This is a genomic window from Proteiniphilum sp. UBA5384 (assembly GCF_002410825.1).
Taxonomy (GTDB): domain Bacteria; phylum Bacteroidota; class Bacteroidia; order Bacteroidales; family Dysgonomonadaceae; genus Proteiniphilum.
The window spans coordinates 123,717-149,458 of record NZ_DHOS01000030.1; the positions used below are offsets into that span (position 1 = coordinate 123,717).

The 25,742-nt window shown below is 43.7% G+C and carries 22 protein-coding genes, 1 tRNA gene and 1 riboswitch; of the genes, 16 read left to right on the plus strand and 7 right to left on the minus strand.

From position 1 onward, the window contains the following. Window positions 1-31 precede the first annotated feature (31 nt). Window positions 32-2,317, minus strand: coding sequence for a TonB-dependent receptor (locus B4G81_RS05870; protein WP_294081041.1), 2,286 nt, complete (start codon window positions 2,315-2,317; stop codon window positions 32-34). 102 nt (window positions 2,318-2,419) lie between these two features. Then, a riboswitch (TPP riboswitch) is annotated at window positions 2,420-2,516 on the minus strand. Window positions 2,517-2,679: 163 nt separating this feature from the next. Between B4G81_RS05870 and B4G81_RS05875 the strand changes: the two genes are divergently transcribed. Continuing rightward, window positions 2,680-4,977: a RelA/SpoT family protein gene (locus B4G81_RS05875; RefSeq protein WP_294081043.1), complete on the plus strand. Its 2,298-nt coding sequence runs from the start codon at window positions 2,680-2,682 to the stop codon at window positions 4,975-4,977. On the opposite strand, the gene B4G81_RS05880 is transcribed toward B4G81_RS05875, so the two are convergent. The 4 genes from B4G81_RS05880 to miaB form a co-directional block, all read right to left on the minus strand. Next, complete coding sequence (locus B4G81_RS05880) at window positions 4,970-5,353, minus strand: hypothetical protein (protein ID WP_294081045.1); 384 nt, start codon at window positions 5,351-5,353, stop codon at window positions 4,970-4,972. The two genes, B4G81_RS05875 and B4G81_RS05880, sit on opposite strands and share 8 nt — an antisense overlap. Continuing rightward, a complete protein-coding gene (locus B4G81_RS05885; RefSeq protein WP_294081047.1) occupies window positions 5,350-5,730 on the minus strand; it encodes a phage holin family protein in 381 nt (126 codons plus the stop codon). Before B4G81_RS05885 ends, B4G81_RS05880 begins: the two co-directional genes overlap by 4 nt. A gap of 34 nt (window positions 5,731-5,764) precedes the next feature. After that, on the minus strand, window positions 5,765-6,007 hold the full coding sequence (locus tag B4G81_RS05890) for a YtxH domain-containing protein (protein ID WP_294081049.1): 243 nt from the start codon (window positions 6,005-6,007) through the stop codon (window positions 5,765-5,767). 169 nt (window positions 6,008-6,176) lie between these two features. Beyond that, window positions 6,177-7,526, minus strand: coding sequence for a tRNA (N6-isopentenyl adenosine(37)-C2)-methylthiotransferase MiaB (miaB, locus tag B4G81_RS05895; protein WP_294081054.1), 1,350 nt, complete (start codon window positions 7,524-7,526; stop codon window positions 6,177-6,179). A gap of 266 nt (window positions 7,527-7,792) precedes the next feature. Here miaB and B4G81_RS05900 point away from each other — a divergent pair, with 266 nt between their 5' ends. Further along, window positions 7,793-8,266 carry a hypothetical protein gene (locus B4G81_RS05900; protein WP_294081056.1) on the plus strand — a complete coding sequence of 158 codons (474 nt, stop codon included), beginning with the start codon at window positions 7,793-7,795 and terminating at the stop codon, window positions 8,264-8,266. Window positions 8,267-8,308: 42 nt separating this feature from the next. Next, window positions 8,309-9,805, plus strand: a complete 1,497-nt coding sequence (locus tag B4G81_RS05905) for a succinate CoA transferase (protein WP_294081058.1) — start codon at window positions 8,309-8,311, stop codon at window positions 9,803-9,805. An 81-nt stretch (window positions 9,806-9,886) separates the two neighbouring features. On the opposite strand, the gene acnA is transcribed toward B4G81_RS05905, so the two are convergent. Both acnA and B4G81_RS05915 read right to left on the minus strand, forming a co-directional pair. Then, window positions 9,887-12,664 carry an aconitate hydratase AcnA gene (acnA, locus tag B4G81_RS05910; RefSeq protein WP_294081060.1) on the minus strand — a complete coding sequence of 926 codons (2,778 nt, stop codon included), beginning with the start codon at window positions 12,662-12,664 and terminating at the stop codon, window positions 9,887-9,889. Window positions 12,665-13,121: 457 nt separating this feature from the next. Then, window positions 13,122-13,197 (minus strand) — tRNA-Pro (locus B4G81_RS05915). Between the two features lie 132 nt (window positions 13,198-13,329). Here B4G81_RS05915 and B4G81_RS05920 point away from each other — a divergent pair. The 13 genes from B4G81_RS05920 to B4G81_RS05980 all read left to right on the plus strand — a co-directional run bounded on the left by B4G81_RS05920 (window position 13,330) and on the right by B4G81_RS05980 (window position 25,735). Then, the gene (locus tag B4G81_RS05920; RefSeq protein WP_294081062.1) at window positions 13,330-14,202 is read left to right on the plus strand and encodes a helix-turn-helix domain-containing protein; all 873 of its coding nucleotides are present in this window, start codon (window positions 13,330-13,332) and stop codon (window positions 14,200-14,202) included. Between the two features lie 171 nt (window positions 14,203-14,373). Beyond that, window positions 14,374-15,594, plus strand: a complete 1,221-nt coding sequence (locus B4G81_RS05925; RefSeq protein ID WP_294081063.1) for a beta-ketoacyl-[acyl-carrier-protein] synthase family protein — start codon at window positions 14,374-14,376, stop codon at window positions 15,592-15,594. 98 nt (window positions 15,595-15,692) lie between these two features. After that, a complete protein-coding gene (locus tag B4G81_RS05930; protein ID WP_294081064.1) occupies window positions 15,693-15,956 on the plus strand; it encodes a phosphopantetheine-binding protein in 264 nt (87 codons plus the stop codon). Further along, complete coding sequence (locus B4G81_RS05935; RefSeq protein ID WP_294081065.1) at window positions 15,934-16,389, plus strand: hydroxymyristoyl-ACP dehydratase; 456 nt, start codon at window positions 15,934-15,936, stop codon at window positions 16,387-16,389. The genes B4G81_RS05930 and B4G81_RS05935 overlap by 23 nt, the downstream gene beginning before the upstream one ends. A 1-nt stretch (window position 16,390) precedes the next feature. Continuing rightward, entirely contained in the window at window positions 16,391-16,789 is a 399-nt protein-coding gene (locus tag B4G81_RS05940) for a hypothetical protein (protein ID WP_294081066.1), read from the plus strand. A 3-nt stretch (window positions 16,790-16,792) separates the two neighbouring features. Beyond that, window positions 16,793-18,277, plus strand: coding sequence for a phytoene desaturase family protein (locus B4G81_RS05945; RefSeq protein WP_294081067.1), 1,485 nt, complete (start codon window positions 16,793-16,795; stop codon window positions 18,275-18,277). A 91-nt stretch (window positions 18,278-18,368) separates the two neighbouring features. Beyond that, on the plus strand, window positions 18,369-19,100 hold the full coding sequence (fabG, locus tag B4G81_RS05950; protein ID WP_294081068.1) for a 3-oxoacyl-ACP reductase FabG: 732 nt from the start codon (window positions 18,369-18,371) through the stop codon (window positions 19,098-19,100). Between the two features lie 25 nt (window positions 19,101-19,125). Beyond that, complete coding sequence (locus B4G81_RS05955) at window positions 19,126-20,025, plus strand: lysophospholipid acyltransferase family protein (RefSeq protein WP_294081069.1); 900 nt, start codon at window positions 19,126-19,128, stop codon at window positions 20,023-20,025. Window positions 20,026-20,267: 242 nt separating this feature from the next. Continuing rightward, on the plus strand, window positions 20,268-21,314 hold the full coding sequence (gene lpxD, locus B4G81_RS05960; protein WP_294081070.1) for a UDP-3-O-(3-hydroxymyristoyl)glucosamine N-acyltransferase: 1,047 nt from the start codon (window positions 20,268-20,270) through the stop codon (window positions 21,312-21,314). A 219-nt stretch (window positions 21,315-21,533) separates the two neighbouring features. Beyond that, the gene (locus B4G81_RS05965) at window positions 21,534-22,916 is read left to right on the plus strand and encodes a bifunctional UDP-3-O-[3-hydroxymyristoyl] N-acetylglucosamine deacetylase/3-hydroxyacyl-ACP dehydratase (protein WP_294081071.1); all 1,383 of its coding nucleotides are present in this window, start codon (window positions 21,534-21,536) and stop codon (window positions 22,914-22,916) included. A 14-nt stretch (window positions 22,917-22,930) separates the two neighbouring features. Next, window positions 22,931-23,719 (plus strand): acyl-ACP--UDP-N-acetylglucosamine O-acyltransferase, encoded by a 789-nt coding sequence (gene lpxA, locus B4G81_RS05970; protein ID WP_294081072.1) that lies wholly within the window; start codon window positions 22,931-22,933, stop codon window positions 23,717-23,719. Between the two features lie 3 nt (window positions 23,720-23,722). Next, window positions 23,723-24,745 (plus strand): agmatine deiminase family protein, encoded by a 1,023-nt coding sequence (locus B4G81_RS05975; protein WP_294081073.1) that lies wholly within the window; start codon window positions 23,723-23,725, stop codon window positions 24,743-24,745. Window positions 24,746-24,862: 117 nt separating this feature from the next. After that, window positions 24,863-25,735: a carbon-nitrogen hydrolase gene (locus tag B4G81_RS05980; protein WP_294081074.1), complete on the plus strand. Its 873-nt coding sequence runs from the start codon at window positions 24,863-24,865 to the stop codon at window positions 25,733-25,735. Window positions 25,736-25,742 lie beyond the last annotated feature (7 nt).

Sequence of the window (25,742 nt, forward strand, 5' to 3'; positions counted from 1 at the left end):
GAGAAAATCCGTTTATCCTGTATGTAATATTTTAGAAATTGAGAGTAAGCCGCACCATATAATTTCGGGGCGCTTGTGGATAATACCCTACATAATTGAGAGTGCTGCCGTCTTCGAATGCATCTGTCGATGCCCACCCGTTGGCTAAATATTTTTTGTTGTTGAATAAGTTATTGGCGAAAACCTGCAGGTTGAAAGTTCCGAACGATACAGGTTTAAAGGTATAGCCGGCGGAAAAGTTACTTATGAAATAAGCCTCGATTGATTTTGCATCGTCCGAAGTATTGTCCAGATACTGTTTCCCTACGTATTTTCCCATCAGATTCACGTAGAATGCGGAAGCCGGTTGGTAAGTAAGTGACAGGCTGCCTATCAGATTAGGAGAAAAAGAAATATCAGTCGATCCGAATCCCTTGGTTACCTGTGCCTGCCGGTTGTCAGGATCGTTATTAATATATACCGTATTATAATCATTGGGATTGTCGTACAGATCAAAATAAGCTGTGTAATTGTTGATCTTGTTCCTACTGAATGTAGCGTTGGCATCCAAAAGAAATTTGTTGTTAACGAACGGAATGGCGGCTTCCAGTTCAATCCCGGTACGGTAGCTGTCTTTGACATTTTCCATCAGTTTATAGCCTACATCGTTGAGTTTTCCGGTCTGTACCATCTGGTTGTGGTAATCCATATAATAGAAGTTGGCCCCTAACCTGAGCCCGTTCTCCCCCTGGTAACGGTATCCCGCCTCATAGTCGATCATCCGTTCCGGCTTGATGGAATGGGTTGCACCTCCTTTAATACCTTCTTTCAGGTCGGTGCGGAGCGGTTCGCGTTGTCCTACGGCTACCGAAGCGTAAAATCTGTTGAGATCGTTTAACCGGAATGAAAATCCGGCTTTGGGATTTACGAAATTATAGGTGAAATCCCCCCCTGACAGATCTTCCCTGTCTTTATCTATCCCATTGAAACGGTAGGAAATATGCCGGTATTGCAGATCACCGAACAGAGATAGTTTCTCGTTCAGTTGATATTCTGTTTTAATGAAAAAGCTTACTTCCGATTTCTTGCCTTCATTACGGTACCATTCATAGTTTTTAGAAATATTCTCATTGAATTTTACCCAAGGTAATCGGCCATAGTGATCGCCGTTGTAAAAGCTGTACATCCCTCCAAAGGTGAGATTCAATGCGTCTTTTGCATATTTGAGGCCAAGGTTGGCCACATAAAAATCATTGCTCATTAATTCTTGTTTTATTAAATCCGACCGGCTATGAGCGACGCCATTTATAGTTTGTGCAGGTAAGCCGTAATACTCAAATTTCTTTCCGAATATGGGGTCCTTTTTTTTATAATTCTCATAGTAGCCGTACCCATGATTATAACTTAATCCTGCATTGAAAGTGAGATTCCGGTTTAATTCCCTGGCCAGGGTCAATTGTAGAATATCGGAATAGTAGTTATCGGTTTCGTTATCGTAGTAGAGACGGTTGCCTGCATCATCATAATATTCACCTGCAGGATTGTACCGGCGCCCATATTCCTGGTCTGCCATCTGTTCCTTTGAGACACCTTCCCAGGTAATCCCGGTATGTTGTATTCCTTTCATATAGATCAGTCTGAGCAGTTGCTTGTCGGTGTAATGTGATAAAGCAGCATAGAAATTGGTATGGTCCACCTTTCCGTTTCTTATATAACCATCACCCAAGACACGGGAAAAACGGATGTCGAACGACAGTCCGTTCTTTAATATTCCTGTTCCTGCACCAATATTCGATAGGAATGTACCATAACTCCCTATCGCAGAAGAGGCTTCACCATACGCCCGGGAGCGTGCTCCCATGGTCTGGAGAGATATACTGGCACCGAAAGCAGCCGAGCCATTGGTAGATGTACCCACGCCTCGTTGTATCTGTATGTTTTGCAAAGAATTGGAAAGATCGGGCAGGTTTACCCAGAATACTTCCTGGCTCTCGGGATTATTCAACGGCATCCCGTTGAGAGTTACATTAATGCGGGTAGCATCGGTACCCCTGATCCTGAAGGCCGTATTGCCTACCCCTAATCCGTCTTCTGTAAAAGAGACTATTGATGGGGACGTTTGCAGGATAGCCGGGATGTTACGGGCTGCATTTTGTTTTTTGATGTCTGAAGAGGTGATATTGGAATAGGATACCGGCGTATTTTGTCCGGCTCGTGTGGCGGAAATAATTACCTCTTCCAGTTGAATTTGGCTGAGCGTGTCTGATGGCACTTCATCTGCCTTTGTCTGTGAAACCAATGCCAACAACATTGCCGGCAATAAGAAAACCTTTTTCATTTACTTTAATTTTTAAGATGGACAAGGCTTCTTGCCATGTGCATCGTTCGTTAGTGAAATAAAAAAGGGGATTTATAAAGATATATACCGGAAGATCCATATATATATGGATTTTTATTTTCCCTACGCCGGCATTACCCGGATCAGGTGATTTGGGTATGATCTCAGCCCGTTTACTTGGGCACCCCCTGTCGAATGAGAAAACAAAGATAGAATAATTTTGTTCAGTAAAGGCTTATATTCCCTGTTTTTTAACATTAAAGCGACTCTTCAGGGTAAAAATAACCGATTGCATAGCTGTTTTCTTTGGATTTATTTGTAATTTCGTTTATTAAAGCAATAAAAAGAGGTCAAGTAGGTATATGAGTGATGAAGAAAAGCAGATTGCTGAAGAACAGATGATCGAAAATGAGTTTCAGGCTCTTCTGAATGATTATCTGAACTCTAATCACCGGCGGAAGGTGGATGTCATAACCCGGGCGTTTAACATGGCGAAAGAGGCACACAAAGGTGCCCGCCGGCGGTCGGGAGAGCCTTATATCATGCACCCGTTGGCGGTAGCGCGTATTGTGTCGAGAGAGATGGGTTTGGGTTCTACTTCCATTTCTGCCGCTTTGTTGCATGATGTGGTGGAAGATACCGACTATACAGTAGAGGATATCCGTGCACTGTTTGGTGATAAAATTGCGCAGATTGTGGATGGGCTGACAAAAATATCACAGGGCTTGTTTGGCGAAAACGTATCAGCCCAAGCAGAGAACTTCAGAAAATTGCTATTGACCATGTCGGATGATATCCGAGTGATTCTGGTGAAGATTGCCGACCGGCTGCACAATATGCGTACATTGTCCTCTATGACTCCTGCCAAGCAGTACAAGATCACAGGAGAGACATTGTATATTTATGCTCCATTGGCGCATCGCCTGGGACTTTTTGCTATCAAGACCGAACTGGAAGAGCTTTGCTTTAAATATGAGCATCCGGAGATTTATGCCGACCTGACAAAGAAGATTGAAGAGACTGCTCCTGAACGGAACAAGATATATGAAAATTTTGCTGAACCCGTAATAAAGGCGCTCGATAAGATGGATATTGAGTATGAGATGCGGGCGCGGGTGAAGTCGGTCTACTCCATCTGGAACAAAATGCAGAACAAAGGCATTGAATTCTCGGAAGTATATGATCTTTTTGCAGTACGCATTATCTTTGAAGTAACTCCCGGTATGGATGAAAAGAAACAGTGCTGGGATATCTACTCTGCCATTACGGATATTTACAAGCTTCGCCCCGACCGTATCCGTGACTGGGTGAGTCATCCCAAAGCCAACGGTTACCAAGCACTTCATCTTACCGTGATGGGACCCGATGGAAAATGGATAGAAATACAGATCCGGAGCCGACGGATGGATGACATTGCGGAAAAAGGTTTTGCTGCACATTGGAAATATAAAGAGAACAGGATTGAAGAGGATAATGAACTCGATAAATGGTTGAAAACCATTCAGGAAGTACTGGCAAACCCCAATCCGAATGCTATTGATTTCCTTGATACGGTGAAGATGAACCTTTTCTCGTCCGAAATCTTTGTTTTTACACCTAAAGGCGAAATAAAAACATTGCCACAAGGTGCAACCGCACTCGATTTTGCCTACACCATCCATACCCGGGTGGGAGATCATTGCTTAGGCGCCAAAGTGAATCATACCTTGTCGCCACTGAGCCAGAAGCTGAGTAGCGGTGACCAGGTAGAGATACTCACTTCTCAGTCGGTTAATCCTCAACCGGAATGGCTTCATTTCGTGACGACCGCCAAAGCACGTACTAAAATAGAAGCATCCTTACGTAGACAGCGCCGTCGAATTGCTGAAAAGGGGCAGAATATGCTGGAAGAGCTATTTGAGCATGAACCTATCGATAATACTGTTTTCAATAAGATACTGCATTTTTACAAGGCAGAAAACAAAGAAGATCTTTTTTATTTAATAGGGAACAATGAAGTATCCCTTCCGTCCACTAAAGACGCATTCTTTAAGCTAAAGATTGAGGAAGAAAAACAGGATAACCTGTTTGTAAGGTATATGAAGCAGGCGATGAATGCTATTAAAAAGTCGCCCTCTTCTGATCAGAAAAATATAAAAAATATGCAGAAGGATCCGGACGTATCCGTATTCCCGACGGAATTGTCCGGAGAAGAGAAGATTGACCGAAAAGCAGTCTTCCGACTTACTGAAACCAATTTCCGTAAGAATTTTATTGTCCCTTCCTGTTGTAATCCGCTACCGGGTGATGACGTGTTCGGATATATCACAGAAAAGGAGGAGGTGGAGGTACATAAACGTTCCTGTCAGACAGGCTTAAAATTAAAATCCAATTTCGGAAACCGTATCATTGCAGTGGAGTGGGGTGATTATCGGCAGTACTCTTTTCTGGCATCTATCGTGTTTACAGGAATAGACCGGGTGGGAATATTAGGTACTATCCTTACCAAGTTGACAGAGGATATAGTGGTAAATATTCAAAGTGTGAATGTCTCTTCTAATGATGGGATATTTGAAGGGATATTTAATATACATGTGCACAGCGCTGAAGAGGTGAATCAACTTTGTGCTAAAATAGCAAAAGTGGACGGTGTAAGTACCGTCCACAGATCTACTATTTAATTCTTTTCTTTTTCTTACCGAACAGCAATGAAGGGATTTTTTTGACCGCAAAGGTGATGAGTGCCGGTCGGGCCACTTTCCATGAGAGAGAGCCGATAAGTGGAAGATTCGACAAGGCGAGATTTACCCAAGGATTAATCCTTTTCGTCATAAAAGGTGTGACTGAATAAGAAGAACCACTCGACAAATGATCTACCGTTTCGGCCAGTTTCGACTTTACTGACGAAGTAATACCCTTGGTCACCATTGATCCCCAGTTGTCATTCAAATACTGAAGATGGTAGGTAAGCCGTTGACCTGCAATAGTACGCTCTTCACGCAATCGTCTTTTCTCTAATCGCAATTCTTCTATTGGGGATAATTTATAGGTACTCATTTGTCTCTTTTTTTATCTTCTTTCTCATCATCCTGCGACATTAGAAAGCGTATTACCTTATTGGTGAATTTTTTATTGAAATACTTCTTTAAAAGAAGCATGCACAATAATGTCAAAAAAGCAAACGCAGCTACGATCCCGAATCCGGCCCAAAAGTTCTGAAGCAGTTCTCCCAGGTAAAGCCCTACCGTCACCAGCGTAAAGAAAAACGCAATCAGGACAATTGCACCTATCAGCAGGCCATAGATGACTGCTGCGGAACCTAAACTGATCTTTTCATATACTTCCAGTTTGCCAAGTTCAAGGGAACTGGAAATATAGTTCGAGACATCATCCCGCATTTCCTCGAACAGCGTACTTACTTTTTTTTCTTCCATTGTTTTGTTCGGTTAAAGGATGTAAGGATATAATTTATTGCTTTGCCAATTCTTTCTTGGCTATCTCGGCAATGTCATCTATATCTTCCTTTAAGTCCTGGACTTCACTTTTTCCTTTGTAAATAGCGGATTTTACGTTAGCTCTTACTTTATCTGCAAATTCGTTGGCTTGCTCCAGCCATTCTTCTTTCCTGTCGGTTCCCATAATGTAACCTACTGCAGCTCCGAGAGCAACGCCGATTCCTAACCCTAATAATAGTTTTGCTTCTGATTTCATAACTTTGCGTTTAATAGTTAATAGTTAATCTTTATACTCAATATCTAATTCGGTCATTTCTATACATAACATGATGGACGTATCGATTGACTACTCGTTGAGTCTTTCCTTTAAATAGAACACATTACCACCAAAATTGTTTTTTGAATCGGGTATTAATAGAATGCGATTATTTCGCAGACAACGATTCTCCCAACAACGTAGCAGGGGTGAAGCCGGTAATCTTTACTTTTACAAATTCACCGATATGGTGGTTTTTCTTGTCAAAAATAACTACCTTATTCTGGTCGGTACGACCAAAAAGCTGTTCACGCGAACGTTTAGAAAAACCTTCTGTCAACACCTCGAATTCTTTTCCCAGGTCTCTTTCGTTGCTCTCTCTCGATAATTCCATTTGCAGATCAATGATTTCCTGCAAGCGCCTGCTCTTGATCTCTTCGGGTATATTATCCTCCAATCTCTTGGCTGCATAGGTGCCCGGCCGTTCCGAATATTTAAACATAAAAGCCGAATCGAAACCAACTTCCCGCATCAAAGAGAGTGTTTCACGGTGATCTTCTTCCGTTTCGGAATGGAACCCGCACATAATGTCGGTGGAAAGACCGCACCCGGGGATAATCCGTTTGATGGCTGCAATCCGGTCCATATACCATTCCCTGTCGTATCTCCTGTTCATCAATTTCATCATCCGGGAACTGCCCGATTGTACAGGCAGGTGAATATAATTGCAGAGATTCTCGTAGTTGGCGATAGTTTCCAGTGTCTCATCGGTCATATCCCTGGGGTGTGATGTGGTGAAACGGATACGCATTTCGGGCGCAGCCTCTGCTACCATGGTCAGTAATTCAGAAAAATCAATTTTCCTGTCGCTATCCATGAAACGATAGGAGTTGACATTCTGCCCCAAAAGCGTAACTTCCCGGAACCCTTTTGCACGCATATCCTGCAATTCATTCAGGATACTTTCGGGTTCACGGCTACGCTCACGTCCACGGGTAAACGGTACAATACAGTAGGTGCAGAACTTGTCGCATCCACGCATAATGGAAATATATCCGGATATATTGCTTCCATTCAACTTCAGTGGAATTACATCTTTATAAGTCTCCGTCTTTGAGAGTTGTATATTGATGGCTTTTTCTCCTTGTTCAGCAGCTCCTACTAAATTGGGCAGGTCGAGATAAGCATCGGGCCCTACGACCAAATCCACATTATGCTCGTCAATCAGGTCTGATTTAGCCCTTTCTGCCATACAACCCAAGACGCCCACAATAAGAGGTCCTTTACGCTTCCTCTTCAGTGCATTGAAATATTCCAGACGCTGTATCACGCGCTGTTCAGCATTGTCACGGATAGAGCAAGTATTTACGAAGATTGCGTCAGCATCGCGGTCGTTGTCGGTAAGGGTGTAACCGTCCATTTCCATGATCGATGCAACCACTTCTGTGTCTGCCACATTCATCTGGCAACCGTAAGTTTCTATGAATAGTTTTTTTTCTTTCACTCCATTAAGAACCATAATTTCTCTGTAAAACTGTGATAAATTTATACGTCTTTGTATGCCGGAAAAGTTAAAGTGTCAAATTATCGACAGAAAAGTTGCAATATTCTTTTTCTTATACTAACTTTGCCATTAGGAAAAATAAAAATTTTTTCATAGTTAAGGTTTTGGTTAATTGTTCGAGAGTAACTGTGAAGTTGCTCTCGATTTTTTTCTATTAACCAACTCAACCTTCAATTCAGAAAAAATCACTATTTTTGTCCGGTTGCAAAATTAATCAAAATATGGAGTTTGGTGATATTATTTATTTTATCCTTCTGGTATTTTTTGTGATATTGGGTTTTTTTAATGATTCCCGAAAGAAAAGACAACAACAACAACAATCGGAAGTAGAATCCCGACCTTTTTTTGATGAAGAGTCGGAAATTGTACCTCCGCGAATAGAGAAGCATAAGGTGGCACCTCCACCGATCCCCGTTCCATATTCGAGCGAGGGGGTTCACAAGGATTTCCGTTCCTCACTTGACCTGGTATCTATTCATGATGAACAACCTTCCCATCCGAGCTATACTTTTGATTATAATGTAAACTCCTTTTATGAGGATGATCCTGATTCCCCGGAAATATCTGATAATGCCCGGGAAGAGGTATCCAACAAAACGTTGCATCCGTTGATTAAGGCTCTCAGGGATGATACTGGCCATGAAGAACTTAAAAAAGGACTGATTTATGGGGAGATTATGCTGAGAAAGTATTAAAACTATCGATTTTTATCTAACACACAAAAATATTTATTGTATATGGCTTTACGATTTATTAGTGCTGAAGAGGCTGCGGAACTTATTAAGAATAACGACAACGTAGGCTTCAGCGGTTTTACTCATGCCGGATGTCCCAAAGTGGTTCCGGTGGAAATTGCTAAAAGGGCGGAGGAAGAACATGCCAAGGGTAATCCTTTCAAGATCGGTGTTTTCACGGGAGCATCCACCGGCGACTCCATAGACGGGGCACTTTCCCGTGCAAAAGCGATCAAATTCCGGACACCTTACCAGACGAACAAAGATATGCGCGAGGCGATCAACCGGAATGAACTCGATTTTTTTGATATACATCTTTCCCAGTTGGCCCAGGAAATCCGTTACGGGTTTCTTGGAAAAATAAATGTGGCTATCATAGAGGCTTGCGAGGTGACCGAAAAAGGTGAAATTGTACCCACAACAGCCGTGGGCATTACACCTACCATCTGCCGGTTAGCGGATATCGTGATCGTGGAATTGAACAAACAAGTTCCTTCTAAATTACGGGGTATTCACGATATCTATGAATTGCAGGATCCCCCCAAACGACGGGAGATACCCATCTTCGAAGTACAGGCACGGGTGGGGCTCGATTATGTGAAAGTGAATCCGGAAAAGATATTTGTAGTGGAAACCGACAGGGACGGGGAAGGACATGGTTTTGCCCCCGTGGATGAGGTCACGCAACAAATCGGGAACAACGTAGCTGAGTTTTTTGTTGCGGAGATGAAGGCCGGCCGTATTCCCGCCCATTTCCTCCCTATCCAGTCGGGAGTGGGAAATATCGCCAACGCGGTATTGGCTTCCATGGGCAGCAACCCCGATATTCCCCGTTTTGAGGTATATACCGAAGTGATACAGGATGCTGTACTCGACATGATGCAGAAAGGTTATATCTCATTTGCCAGCGGCTGCTCGCTTACGGTGAGCAATGATGTACTTCATCAGTTCTATAACGACCTTGACTTCTTTAAAAATAAACTGGTATTGCGTCCGTCGGAGATATCCAATAATCCGGGAATGGCGCGCAGGTTGGGAATTATTGCCTTGAATACTGCCATCGAGGTGGATATATTTGGCAACGTCAACTCCACCCATGTGAACGGTACCAAGATGATGAACGGGATCGGAGGATCGGGAGATTTTACCCGCAACTCTTATCTTTCGGTATTCCTTACGCCTTCCACGGCCAAGAATGGGGCCATCAGCTGCATAGTGCCTAAGGTGACCCATGAGGACCACAATGAGCACTCGGTGAAGATTGTGGTGTCGGAATATGGAGTGGCCGACCTGCGTGGTAAGGGGCCAAGGAATCGCGCTGAAGAAATTATTGAGAAATGCGCCCACCCCGATTACCGGCCATTGCTGCACGAGTATCTCAATCGTGGTGTGAAAGGGCATCTTCCCCAGGATATCTATGCCTGCTTCGCTTTCCATCACGCATTGAAGGAAACCGGAAGCATGCTGAATGTAGATTTCTCAAAGTATCAGAAGGCATAGGCTGACAACGTGGCACATGCTTAAAACTGAAATCAATTAAAGTGTCCGGGCAGAAAAAACATTCTGCCCGGTTTTATACATCTACTCATCCTTCCGTAGGTAGTCACGCAACACATATTGCAGGATACCTTCATTTTTATAATATTCTATTTCGATTGCGGAATCGAAACGTGCATTGACGTGGAAATCGGTGATCTTCCCGGAGGGATGCACGGCTCTTACCTCCACTATTTTATGAGGTACTAAGTCGGAAGCTAATCCGATGATGGAATAGGTCTCGCTGCCATCCAGATCCAATGATTCGGCATTCTGTCCATTGATGAATACCAACGGTGCCACGCCCATGCCTACCAGGTTACTTCTGTGGATCCGCTCGAAGCTCTCGGCAATCACCGCCTTCACGCCTAACAGGAAGGCGCCCTTGGCAGCCCAGTCCCTCGACGAACCGGAACCATATTCCTTGCCGGCCAATACAATCAGGGGCGTAGCGTCTTTCTTATAGGCCATCGCCGTTTCATAGACAGTTTTCACTTCTTTCTTCGGGAAATAGATGCTATAGCCGCCTTCCCTTTCGGTGATTTTATTTTTGATGCGGACATTGGCAAAAGTACCCCGCATCATCACTTCATGATTGCCACGACGCGATCCGTAGGAATTGAAATCGGCCCGGCTAACCCCGTGCTCCAGCAAATATTTACCTGCGGCACTGTCTTCCCTGAATGAACCTGCCGGGGAGATATGATCGGTTGTGACGGAATCACCCAGATATAACAATACCCGGGCATTGTGAATATCCTTTACAGGGTGTAATTCCTTACTCAATCCTTCGAAGAAGGGGGCCTCTTTGATGTAGGTGGAATTTTTGTCCCATTTGTAATTCTGACCCAAACTGACTTTCAGGTTTTGCCAATCGGTAGAGCCGTCAAAAATAGTATCGTAGACCTGTTTGAAATCTTCGACCTTCATGCAGGACTTGATCGTTTCAGCAATTTCATCCCTACCGGGCCAGATATCCTTCAGGTATACGGGATTGCCATTGGGATCATAGTCCAGGGGATCTTCCATGAGATTGACATCTATCCTGCCCACCAGCGCATAAGCCACGACCAGCATGGGAGACATCAGGAAATTCATCTTTACCTGCGGATGTACGCGGGCTTCAAAATTTCTGTTGCCGGACAATACGGCAGATACAACTAATTCACCCTTTTCTACAGCTTCAGCGATATGCGGGGGAAGCGGCCCCGAGTTTCCGATACAGGATGTGCAGCCATAGCCTACCGTATGAAAACGCAAGGCTTCCAAATCTGCATTCAGGCCGGAACGCTCCAGGTATTGTGTCACCACCTTGGATCCGGGGGCCAGGGAGGTCTTGACCCACGATTTGGTGCGTAATCCTTTCATGACCGCATTTCTTGCCAATAACCCGGCACCGACCATTACAGCGGGATTAGAGGTGTTGGTGCAACTGGTGATGGCCGCAATCACGATACTGCCGTCACTGAGTACAAACTCTTTATTCTTGTGCTTGATCCTTACGGACCGAATCGATTCTTTTTCTACCTCATAAGTCGTGGGCGCATTGACAGGTACTTTGCCAAAAGTAAATTCGGTTCCGGAGCCGCCGTCGGCCAGCCATGCCGATTCACGCCTGTCATGCACCGGAAAATAAGAGCGGGCATATTCTTTTTCCAGGAGGAGCTCGAACTGCTTGCCTAAATCTTTGACCAGTATCTTGTCCTGTGGACGCTTGGGACCTGAAACTGTCGGTTGAAGTGTCGACAGATCAAATTCCACCAGAGAGGAATATTGTATATTCTCATTTCCGGTGCGCCATAACAGGTTTTCCTTACAATAGGTCTCGACAATTTTCACCTCTTCTTCCGTACGATTGGTCTGGCGCATGTACTGCAAAGTGAGGTCATCAACCGGGAAATAGGTTACCGTACATCCGAATTCGGGTGACATATTAGAAATAGTTGCCCTGTCGGTAACTGTTAAAGTGTCCAGACCATCGCCAAATACTTCCACAAACTTACCCACTACACCTTTGTCTCTTAACACTTTTGTGATCGACAATACCATGTCGGTGGCAGTACATTGCTCCGGTATCTTTCCCGTTAACTTCAACCCTATCACTTCGGGACAGGTAAAGAAAATAGGTTGTCCGAGCATGGCTGCTTCCGCCTCGATACCACCCACACCCCATCCGATCACGCCAATGCCATTCACCATGGGAGTGTGTGAGTCGGTACCGACCAGTGTGTCCGGGAATAACCAACCATCACGGCGTATAATTCCTTTGGCCAGATATTCCAAGTTGACCTGATGGCAAATGCCCAATCCGGGAGGAACTACCGTAAAATTATGAAGGCCATTTTGTGCCCATTTCAGTAATTCGTACCGCTCACTGTTTCGTTCATACTCCACTTGCACGTTCTTGTCATAAGAATAATCAGTGCCAAAATAATCGACCTGTACCGAGTGGTCGATCACTAAATCAACGGGAATGGCAGGATTGATCCTCTGGCCGTCTTTGCCATGCCGTACATATTCAGCCCGCAGTGAAGCCATGTCGACCACAGCAGGCACTCCTGTGAAGTCCTGCATTAATATACGCGCCGGCATGAAAGGAATATCCTTATCTATAGGTATAGGCGACCAGTTAACCAATGTATTGATATGATCATCCGTGATGCTGAAGCCGTCATAATTCCGTAATACATTTTCCAATAGGATACGGATACTGAAGGGTAGGTGTTCAACCCGGCCATCAGGAAGGTTCTTCAAAGAACTATAATTATAATTCTTTCCGTTAACGGTAAGTTTCTGAACTGATTTTGATTTAGTTGTTTCCATCGCACAATCTGTTATTACTCTTAATTCAACTAACAACGAAAGGAAGCAAAAGGTTTACAGAAATAAATTGTATCTTTACAGTCTAAGCGAAAGAATATGGCAATTCCGATTAATATAGAAAAACTTCTCTCCGGCCGTGTTGTTGAAAGCGAAAGGATTGAATATAAAAGAGGCTGGAATCCCGAAGCGATTTATCGGGCAATGGATTTGGTGAGTGGTCGGATGAATTACTTTAATTGTAAATGCGCTGTATCACAGAGAACTATCTTCGTTTGTTAAGGAAAAGGGCATTGTGGAATTTGTAGGAGCACCTAAAATAGGCGGTTATTACTTTACTGAAAAGGTCAATAACCTATTGAATAAATAATACAATTTATAATTGAGAGCCGTGAGTAAGTATCTCTGTCGGTAAAAAAATCAGCCATTTACAAAAAGAGTAAATGGCTGATTTTCAATGTCGGGGTGACTGGATTCGAACCAGCGACCACTCGCCCCCCAGACGAGTACTCTAAACCGGACTGAGCTACACCCCGCAAAAGTGAGTGCAAAAGTATCATTTAAATTTGAATTACGCAAATTAAATAATTCGAGATTGCACATATTTATTCTTAACTTTGTAAGTTCTCAAGTGCAGTAAGGAGCATTTAATTCTAAAATTACTACCTATGAAAGAAAAAGCTACCGATGTTCATACGTCCGTCCATACGAATATTTATTCTATCAAAGATTTTACGATGGTTGATTCGGAAGATATTCTGGACGACCTGTCCGAAGATCCGGTCTTTATATTTGATGGCATTGTTTTTGGTATTTGCCTGAAAGGCAATTGCCTTTTTAAATTGAACCATAAAGAGATACAAATTGAAAAAGATTATGTATTGACTATTCTTCCCAAGCAGATCATCCGCCTCTTAGACAGATCTTCCGATTTTCACTGCAAATTGCTGTTTTTTCCCTATAATATCATACTGCAGTTTCCGCATTCGCTGAGATATGACTTTTTATTCCGGCTCAATCAAAACCCCGGTATCAAAATGCCGACGGACAAGATGGGGTCAATCCTGAAATTGCACTCGTTGATGACCGAAAACCATAATAAAAGTGGCGGTCCGTTCCAATGGAAAATCACTGCCAGCCTCTTGCAGGCACTTATGCTTATGGTGATTTCCGAATATGAAAATGAAAATTACCGGTTATCGTCCGTAGAAAAATCGAGGCAGGAAGGATTGGCTGAGCAATTTTTCAAATTGCTTGTGGTGAATTTTAAAAAAGAAAAGACCGTCACTTTTTATGCGAATGAATTATGTTTAACCCCAAAATATCTTTCCACAGTAATAAAAAAAGTGACCGGACGACCTGTAATGGATTGGATACATGAGATTTTAATTATAGGAATCAAGCAGGAACTGGTAAGTACTCACCGCACGATGCTTGAGATTTCGGAAGAATACAATTTCCCGAATCCCTCTTTTTTCAGCAGCTTTTTCAAACAGCATACGGGAAAGACTCCCATTGAATACCGTAAGAGAAATTTATAATCCCGGGGATGGGTGAAATTCTTCGCCTTTAGGTCTGGTGTGAGGTTTACGAATTCTTATTTATTATTAAAACGACTTTTACAACATATTACAGGATATTTCAGACACCGGAAAACTTCAGTAAAAGTATAGCTTTGTAGTTCAAAAACTATTTACGAAAAAACTTTTGGTATGGATAAAAGAGTCGTTATTACCGGCATGGGAATTTATTCTTGTCTGGGTAAAAATCTCGATGAGGTAAGAGATGCTTTATACAATGGTGTTTCGGGTATAATTTTCGATCCGGTGCGCAAAGAAAATGGGTTCAGGTCGGGGCTTACCGCACAAATAGAAATTCCCGAATTGAAGAATGAATTATCCCGGAATCAGCGTGTCTTTATGCCGGAACAGGCCAAATACGCTTATGCGGCAACCGCCGAGGCACTGAAGAACGCCGCTTTGGATCCCGACTATATAAACGACCATGAGATAGGTTTGCTGTATGGCAATGACAGTTCTGCTGAACCGACCGTAAAATGCGTGGATATATTTCGTGAAAAAAGAGATACTACCCGTATCGGGTCGGGAGGAATCTTTCAGTCGATGAACTCAACGGTAACCATGAACTTAAGTTGCATTTTCAGATTGAAAGGCATCAACCTCACAGTTTCGGGTGCTTGTGCCAGCGGTTCGCATGCCATTGGCCTGGGAAGTTTGCTGATCAGGCATGGTTATCAGGATTGTGTTATCTGTGGTGGGGCGCAGGAAGTCAATCCCTTTTCTGTGTGCAGCTTCGACGGTATCAGCGCCTTCTCGGTGCGGGAAAACGAGCCGGCAAAAGCTTCCCGCCCATTCGACCGGGACAGGGATGGCCTTGTCCCCGGTGGCGGTGCCGCGACCGTTATCCTGGAGAGTTATGAGTCGGCCGTGAAACGTGGAGCGCCGATTCTGGCGGAGGTGATCGGATACGGCTTTTCGGGTAACGGGGAGCATATTTCCAATCCCAACGTGAATGGCCCGCAACGTTCTCTCCTCATGGCCATAAAGCAGGCGGGTATCGATATTCGTGAAATAGGATATGTAAATGCCCATGCTACTTCCACACTGATCGGTGACCGTAACGAAGCCAAGGCGTTACATCTGGTATTTGGAGACCACAAACCGGAGGTGACCTCCACCAAATCACAAACCGGTCACGAAATGTGGATGGCCGGCGCAAGCGAGGTAATCTATTCCATGCTGATGATGAAAGGAGGTTTTATTGCTCCCAACCTGAATTTCGAAAATCCGGACGAAGATTCCGCCCTGCTGAATATCCCGTCGAAACGGATCGGAAAACATTTCGATATTTTCCTTTCCAATTCTTTTGGGTTTGGGGGGACTAACTCCTCTCTGGTAATCAGGAATTTATAGATATAATGAACGTTGTATTATATTGATGAAGGAATAAGATATCTGATAATCAACTATCAAAAATCTTATTCGATGTAAACTCTAATATTGATTGAATTATGACGAAACAGGAAATAATTGAGAAAACGAATGTCGCATTGGCTACAGAATTTGAAAAAGATCCCTCCCTGTTTAATCCGCAGGAAAATCTCAGGGAAGCGCTTGAGTTGGACAGTCTGGCCTTAGTGGACCTGGTGGCGCTTTTGGAATCCGAATTCGGATATAAAATCAAAGGCCCGGAAATTATAGAGGTAAAGACATTTGAAGATCTTTACGAATTTCTTCTAAAAAAACAATCCGATGAGGGCCATCTTGCTTCGTGAAGAACAAATCAAAAGCTTGATCTGTCAGCGGGAACCTGTCATATTGATAGATACATTTTTTAAACCTGCTGATCCGGAATATTACACCGGTCTGAAGATTTTGCCGGGCAATATATTTTGTCGGGAGGGCATTTTCTCTGCCGAAGGTGTGATAGAACACATGGCCCAGTCCTCGGCTGCAATGTTGGGATATTTGGCCGCCGGCAGGAATGAGCAGGTAAAAACCAGTTATATAGGGGAAATACGGGATTTTGAACTGGTGGATAATCCCCGGACAGGAGATTTTCTGGAGACTATCATAGAAATCCTGTCCGAAGTGATGGATGTTATTCTTGTGAGAGCCGAGAGTTATGTTGTTTCGGAGCCCGTTGTCTCGGAGGCCGTTGTTTCAAAACCCATTGCTTCATGTAAAATGAAACTCGTTATAAACTGAAATGTGGATAGACAATTATTTTACAATTAACAGGAAGTCCGGGATTGAGAATGCCGATATCTATGATGTGGAATTGAATCCCGACTCCGAAATATATAGAGGCCATTTTCCGGGGGAGCCCGTTTCTCCGGGAGTTTGCAGCATCGGAATGATCGTTGCCTGTGCATCCCGGTCGATAGGATCTCCTCTGGAGATACGTAAAATATCAAGATGCCGGTTTTTGTCGGTCATATCCCCGCAAAACAGGCAGGATCTACGGATAAGAATAGAATTGACAGATGCTATTCTGGCTGATGAAAAGCAGGGGAAGATGTATCAAATAGAGGCCTCCATCAAGTACAAGGAGCTTGTTTGCCTGAGCTTGAAAGGGGAACTGGCGGAAAGGCCGGGGAAGGCATAAGGTATGAAGCATGATGTGATTATAATCGGCGGGGGACTTGGCGGCCTGCAATGCGGCTATATCCTCTGTAAAAAAGGATACGACGTTTGTGTCATTGAAAAGGGAAAAAAAGTGGGTGGCTGCCTGCAAACATTCAGGAGAGGAAAAAACGTTTTCGATACCGGTTTCCATTATGTGGGGGGATTGGATGAGGGGCAACCGCTGCGCCGGTTGATGGATTATTTCGGATTGAGCACCCTCCCATGGTACCGGCTCGACGCAAATGGCTATGACGAAGTGATCATAAATGACAAAAGTTTCCTGTTGGCAAGCGGCCATGGGCGTTTTGTTGAAACACTTTCATCCCATTTCCCGGAACAAAGGGGCGAATTGGAGGAGTATGCCTCTTTTTTGAAAAATGTGGGAGATAATATTTTCCATGTTTTCGGGAATAAAGAACACCGGGAGGAGGATTTTTTCAAATCGCTATTCTCCCGGTCGGCATACGCCTATTTGAAGGAGACGATCAAAGACCCGCTGTTGATAAACATCCTGTCGGGCAACTCGTTGAAGCTGGAGTTGCACCCCGACCGGTTGCCCTTGTATATATTCGCCCAAACCAACGAAACTTACACTGAGAGCGCATGGAGGTTGAAAGGCGGTGGGTCGTTGATCGCGGAGTCGCTGTCGGATGCCATTCAGAAAATGGGCGGCACGGTAATGACAAACCGGGAAGTGACGATGTTGAAAAACTGTAAAGAGAAAATAAATTCGGTGCTGCTCGACAATGACGAGGAGGGGGAAGCGAAGATTTTCATTTCAGCCATTCATCCCGCATCCACGATCGATCTGTTGCAAAACAAGGAACTCGTCCGTAGCTCATTCCGCAACCGCATCAGCCGTCTTGAAAATACATACGGCATTTTCACGGCACACCTGGAATTGAAAGAGAACAGGCTTCCTTACCTGAACCGGAACATCCACATACATGAACGTGATAACGTATGGTCGTATCATCATTATCCGGACAACGGTCAGAAGCGATATGTTTTTGTGAGTTTTGCCGTGCCGGAAAATGGCAGTCCCTATGCGACCCATATCGATTTGTTGAGTCCTATGCATTGGGAAGAGCTCAGGGAGTGGGAGCATACCACTGTCGGAAAAAGAGGGCAGGGATATCTTGATTTAAAGGCGAAGCGGGCGGATGAATGCATTGATATTGCTTCGAGGCATATTCCCCGGTTAAGGGAATCAATCGAGACCGTATATACGAGTACGCCGCTCACATGGAGAGATTATACCGGTACCGTTGAAGGTTCAGCTTTCGGCATCCGGAAAAATTACAATGAATTGCCTTATACCATCCTTACACCCAAAACACCTGTTCCCAATCTGTTCCTGACGGGGCAAAATCTTTCGGTGCACGGCGTTTTGGGAGTATCCATGACCTCTTTTTTTACCTGTGCTGAAATTCTCGGGGCGGATACTGTTTTAAAACTATTTCGTTAAGCTAAAAGAGCAAAGTCAAACTTGTTTAACTTTGCCATAGCGAGAAATAGTCTAACTTTAGTGAAGATATAAAAATCAATGACCAACGAACATGAAGAAATATGCATTAGTTACCGGTGGTAGCCGCGGAATAGGGAGAGCGGTTTGTGTAAAACTGGCCGCGATGGATTATAATGTGATTATCAACTACCGTTCTCAGCAGGAGGAAGCCGAAAAAACACTCCAACTGGTCAGAGAAACCGGTGGGGACGGTGAAATCCTATGTTTCGATGTCTCTGACCGGCAAGAGACCGAATCGGTTTTAGAGCTGTGGAATGACCGTCACCCCGACGATTATATCGAAGTGCTGGTCAATAACGCGGGAATTTGCAGGGATAACCTTATGCTTTGGATGGTGCCGGAAGAATGGGATGAAGTGATCGATATCTCCTTGCACGGCTTTTATAATGTGACCCGCCCCCTGCTTAAAAAAATGCTGCTCAGGAAATATGGCCGGATCATCAATATATCGTCCGTCTCGGGATTGAAGGGGATGCCCGGACAGATCAATTATTCTGCGGCAAAAGGTGCTATTATTGCCGCTACAAGGACATTGTCGAGGGAAATAGCCCGCAAAGGTGTTACGGTGAATGCGGTGGCTCCCGGTTTTATCCAGACGGACATGCTGGAGAATATGGAGAAAGAGGCTGTCAAGGCACAAATTCCGGCCGGAAGAATCGGAGAAGCGAATGAAGTGGCTGAACTGGTCGGCTTTTTGGCCTCCAAACAAGCTTCCTATATTACAGGAGCAATAATCCCTGTCGACGGGGGATTGACCGCCTGATTATTTTCTTTGAAGACAGACATATATGATACGTATTTTCCTGATTCCTTTCCTGTTGCTTTCTTATTTGCCTTTAAAGATGCTCTACGTTTTTTCGGACTGGCTTGCTTCTTTCCTGAGAAAAGGAATGCACTATCGTTCTGACGTGGTGAATATCAATATAGCCCGCTCGTTTCCCCAACTCAACTACAAGGAAATAGAACAGACTGCCAAAGGGTTTTATACTTATTTCTGTGATGTGCTTTTCGAATCGATGTGGCACATGTCCTCTTCGTCTAAAAAAGTGGCGGAGAGTGTATGCCTGTCCAACAAGGAATTGATTTCCCAAATCTTTGAAAAACAGGGGAAAATCATTTTTCTGTTGGGACATACGGGGAATTGGGAACTGGTGGCAGCCGCATTGTATCAGGCAATTGATTTCAACGATCCTCAATTCAGTGATACGGACTTTGTGTGTGTCTATAAGCAGATGAGCAACAGGCTTTCAAACAGGATAATGGAAGATTATCGGAAAATATTGTTCAGGAAAAGGGAAAGGGCTAAGGCAGTTGAAGCGGGCAGTATCATTCCCTATATGATGGAAAATGAAGGCCGGAAGAGTTTTTATTTCTTTCTGGCTGATCAATCTGCGAAAAAAACAGTCCGGTCGACCGTTACCCGTTTCCTGAACCAGGACAGTATTATGCAATCGGGGGTGGAATCCATTGCCCGACTGCAAAATATCCCGGTCGTGTATGTGGACATGGATCGATACGAAAGAGGAAAATATAGGGTAACCCTTATCCCTATCTGTGAGGAGAGCCGTGCAACCAAACGTAATTTTATCACATCCAGATATGCGGAATTGCTGGAAAAAAGCATTGAAAGAAACAAATCCTGCTGGTTGTGGAGCCATAAGCGTTGGAAAGTCCGGGTTAATTCCTAAAAAAAGGAAGGTACAAAGTAATGCTGGTTTTTAATTTCACAAATTTAGATTCCACTTTGTTTAATGTATATTATGATTTAATTTGTGTACGGATAAAAAAAAAGTTGTTAATTTGCGGTTTAGAATAAAAACAGAGAAGATTGTTGATACCTTTAAAATCTTCATTACTCTTGTAATTAAATGGAGAGAAGGTTCTTAAAAACCTGTCAGGGATTCAACATATTTAAATAAAAGCGATATTGATGACTTTCACTGCAAAGCAAATAGCTGATTTTCTAAAAGGAGAGATCGTCGGCAATCCGGAAGCAGAAGTTTCCAATTTTTCAAAAATAGAAGAGGGGAAAACAGGCACAATTACTTTTCTTGCCAATCCCAAGTATACCCATTATATTTATGATACAGAGGCTGAAATTGTTCTGGTGAATAGTGATTTTGAACCGGAAAAACCTGTCAGCGCTACCCTTATCAAAGTACCTAATGCTTATGCGGCATTAGCCTCTTTGATGGAGATGGTGAATAAAAACACTCCCCGAAAGAGTGGATTTGAAGAAATGAGTTTTATTTCACCCTCTTCCAAACTCGGTGAGCAGACCTATGTCGCTGCATTCGCTTATATCAGTGATCAGGTGGAAATAGGTGATAACAGTAGGATTTATCCACACGCTTATATTGGTGAAAATGTAAAGATTGGAAAAAATACAATCATTTATGCCGGTGCGAAAATCTATCATGGGTGTGTGATCGGTGATAATTGTATTATACATTCAGGTGCTGTTATTGGAGCGGATGGATTTGGCTTTTCCAAAGAAGGGGAAGTATATCATAAAATACCCCAGATAGGAAATGTTATTATTGAAGATGATGTGGAAATAGGAGCCAATACGACTATCGACCGTGCTGTGATGGGATCCACCATAATCCATCATGGGGTAAAACTGGACAACCTTATACAAATTGCACATAATTGCGAAATTGGAGAGAATACGGCTATGGCAGCACAGGTTGGAATTGCCGGTTCGACCAAGGTAGGCGAAAATTGTGTGTTCGGTGGACAGGTAGGCCTCGGCGGACATATCACCATCGGAAGAAATAGCAGCATAGGGGCACAGGCCGGTATTATCAGTAATATCAAAGAGGGATCTGAAATTATCGGTTCCCCTGCGATGCCGGTTAAGAGTTTTTTCAAATCGAGTATTATTATCCCGAAATTGCCAGATATGTACCGACAGTTGAATGCTTTGGAAAAAGAACTTCACGAACTGAAAAAGAAGTTGGATGCTGATAATTAAATGATTTTTTATTAAGTAACTAGGAGATAAGACCCTTACTCTACCTTTCACAAATTTGTAAATAATCTGTGTATCTGGTCATGTGAATAGAGAAAAACGGATTTTATATAGCTTAATGAGGTAAAATTGTGTAGTTGATATTATCTTTGCACAAAGTAGATAAAATGAGAAATTAATTATTTTCAATAAAAAAGTGGAGGTAAGAGATAGTTTTATTATATGAAACAGAAAACGTTACAAAGCAGCTTTACGTTAAGCGGAGTAGGTCTTCATACCGGCTTGGATATAGTAGTTACTTTTAATCCTGCACCGGTAGACCATGGGTATAAGATAAAACGGATTGATCTTCAGAATCAACCCATCATAGAGGCATTGGCTGAAAATGTAGTCAATACCCAACGCGGAACGGTGGTTGGGAAAGGTGAAGTGACGATAAGTACCGTTGAACACGGGTTTTCTGCCTTGTTTGCCTTGGGTGTAGATAATTGTCTGATCGAAGTCAATGCGTCTGAATTTCCCATCCTTGACGGAAGTGCGATTCAATATGTAAATGAGATCCGGAAAGTAGGTCTCAAAGAACAGGATAAAGACAAAGATTTTTATATTGTACGTAATAAGATAGAGGTTTCCGATCCGGAAACCGGTTCAAAGCTTACACTGTTACCTGATGATGCATTCTGTATCAATTCATTTATTGAGTTCGATTCAAAATATATTCCCAATCAATCGGCGTCAATGGACAATGTTACCGATTATGAGACGGAAATTGCTCCTTCCCGTACTTTTGTATTTGTACGCGAAATACAACAATTACGTAAAGCCGGCCTCATCAAGGGAGGGAATTTGGATAACGCAATCGTGATTTATGAGAGAAAATTATCGCAGAAAGAATTGAATGATATAGCCGATGAATTGAATGTACCTCATCATAATGCCGAAGATTTGGGTTATCTGAACAATCGTAAATTAATGTTCCCAAATGAGCCGGCACGACATAAACTGCTCGATATTATTGGCGATATGGCACTTATCGGGAAACCTATTAAGGGGCGACTCATTGCCACTCGTCCCGGTCATAAAATTAATAATCAATTGGCGCGGCTGATCCGGAAAGATATTAAATTGAATGAAGTACAACCACCTGTATATGATTTGATGCAGGAGTCGGTTATGGATAATAATCGCATCCGGGAATTGTTGCCTCATCGTTATCCTTTCCTGATGGTGGATAAAATCATAAAGATGACAGACAAGTATATTGTAGGGGTTAAAAATATTACCACCAACGAACCTTACTTTGTCGGCCATTTTCCTCAGGAACCGGTGATGCCGGGTGTGCTCCAGGTAGAGGCAATGGCTCAGACAGGAGGTCTGTTAGTACTTGCCGGATTGGATGAGCCGGAAAGATATTCAACCTATTTCCTTAAGATAGATAATGTGAAATTCCGCCAAAAAGTGGTGCCGGGAGATACCATTCTTTTCAGGGTCGAGCTTACCAGTGAAATGCGCCGGGGGATTGCTACTATGCGGGGACTGGCATTTCTTGGAGATAAGGTAGTTTCTGAAGCCGATTTCACGGCTCAAATCATTAAAAATAAATAAGATAAATCGGATTTATGAATAATGTTTCATCCTTAGCGTATGTACACCCTGAGGCTAAACTTGGGGAAAACGTAATTGTCGAACCATTTGCGTATGTCGACCGCAATACTGAAATAGGAGAGGGTACCCGTGTGATGACACATGCCACTATATTGGCTGGAGCACGTATCGGGAAGAATTGCACCATCTTTCCCCATGCAACAGTGGCCGGTATTCCCCAGGACCTTAAATTTCGCGGCGAAGATACACAGGCTATTATCGGAGATAATACTACTATCCGTGAATGTGCTACTGTAAATAGAGGTACTGCTTCGAAAGGATTCACCAAAGTGGGATCCAATTGCCTGATTATGGCATATAGTCATATAGCACATGATTGTGAACTCAACGATCACATAATCCTGAGTAATGCGACCCAATTAGCGGGTGAAGTGGAAATTGATGACTATGCCATTGTCAGTGGAGGCGCCTTGGTACATCAGTTCACAAAAATAGGTGCTCATGTGATGATACAGGGTGGAGCCAAGGTTGGTAAGGACATCCCTCCTTATGTGATGGTAGGTCGTGAACCGATTACCTTTGTGGGTTTAAATGTGGTTGGATTACGCCGCAGAGGGTTTACCAGCGAGCGGATCAATTCTATTCAGGAGGTATACCGTTACTTGTATCAATCGGGATTCAATGTTAGTCAGGCAACGGAACGGATCGAAAAAGAATTGCCTGAAACCGAAGACCGTAATAATATACTTGAATTTACCCGTTCATCGAGCCGGGGTATTGTCCGGGGAAGCATGGAAGGCTAAGTTATGGCAGGTATCATTTTTCCGGCGGAATGGTATCCGCAGAGTGCGGTCCAGATTACTTGGCCACATCGTGATACCGATTGGGCGGAGTATCTGGAGGAAGTAACTACCTGTTATGTGACACTCTCAAAAGAAATACTCAAAAGGGAAAAGTTGCTGGTGGTCTGCAATGATGTTGGTGAAGTGGAGAGCCATTTTTCGGAGGAGGAGCAGAAAGGCCTTATTTGTACGGAAATAGAAAGTAACGATACCTGGGCAAGAGATCACGGTGGCATATCACTGTTCATTGACGGTCAGCCTGTGATTTCGGATTTTGGATTCAATGGATGGGGGCTGAAATTTGCTGCCAACCATGATAATCTGATTACGGGTAAACTATTCGACAGAGCCATTTTTCAGCCTGACGTAGCTTATCGGAACAGCCTGAATTTCATTCTGGAAGGGGGATCGGTGGAGTCGGACGGGAAAGGAACAATCCTTGCCACTGCGGAGTGTCTTATGGCTCCCAACCGCAATCAACTGATGACGCAGGATGAGATTGGCGATTATCTCAAACAATCTCTTGGCGCTGAGCGCATTTTGTGGCTTTATCACGGATATCTGGCAGGCGATGATACCGATAGTCATGTTGATACACTCGCCCGTTTCTGCGATGAACATACCATTGCCTATGTGAAATGTGACGATTATGATGATGAGCATTATGAATCGTTAAAAGTAATGGAAAGGGAATTGCAGTCGTTTGTCGCCTACGATGGACGGCCTTACCGGCTGATCGGTCTGCCAATGGCGGAGGCTGCATATTGCGACGGAGAACGGCTCCCCGCCACGTATGCCAATTTTCTGATTATTAATAATGCTGTATTGGTTCCCTTCTATGGTACCGAAAAGGACCAAATCGCGAAAAAACAACTGCAGAAAGCTTTCCCGCTCCGACAAATAGTCGGCATTGATTGCAGACCGCTTATCCGGCAGCATGGTTCGTTACATTGCGTGACCATGCAGTTTCCCATCGGATTTCTTTGATATTCGGCTTCGCCGTTATTCTATAGTTATCGCACTTCATGTGTTATTCAGCTTCGCTATTATTCAATGGCTATTTACCGCTTTGCGGGATAGAACAACAATTTAACTAAAGTGATAATGAGAGTAGGAATTATTCAACAGGCCAATACGACAGATAGGGAAGAAAATCTAACCCGTTTGCAGAAAAAAATCAGACAGCTTGCCCGGGAGGGAGCGGAACTGATAGTAATGCAGGAACTCCATAACGGTCTTTATTTTTGTCAAACTGAAAATGCTGCTGTTTTTGACCAGGCGGAAACTATTCCCGGACCATCCACCGATTCATTCGGCCGATTGGCAAAAGAATCTGGGGTAGTTATCGTGCTTTCTTTGTTTGAGAAGCGTGCTGCCGGGCTTTATCATAATACTGCGGTAGTGATGGAGAAAGACGGATCTATTGCCGGTAAATACCGGAAGATGCATATCCCTGATGATCCGGCCTATTACGAGAAATTCTATTTTACTCCCGGTGACCTCGGATTTCATCCTATAGAAACAGCAGTCGGAAAATTAGGCGTATTGGTCTGTTGGGACCAGTGGTATCCCGAAGCAGCCCGTCTGATGGCTTTATCGGGTGCCGAAGTGCTGATCTATCCCACTGCTATTGGTTGGGAATCTACTGATCCCGAAGAGGAAAAGCAGCGGCAACTTGATGCATGGGTCACCCTACAGCGTGGACATGCCGTGTCCAATGGGTTGCCTGTGATTGCCGTGAACCGTACCGGCTTTGAACCCGATCCGTCGGGCCTCACTAACGGCATCCAGTTTTGGGGAAACAGTTTTATCTGTGGTCCTCAAGGGGAACTCCTATACCAGGCCGGAAGCGACGAAATCGTGCAAATTGTCGAGATTGACAAGAACCGTACCGAAAATGTACGCCGTTGGTGGCCTTTCTTCCGGGATCGCCGTATCGACGAATATGGAGAACTGTCGAAACGCTGGATAGATTGAAGACAAA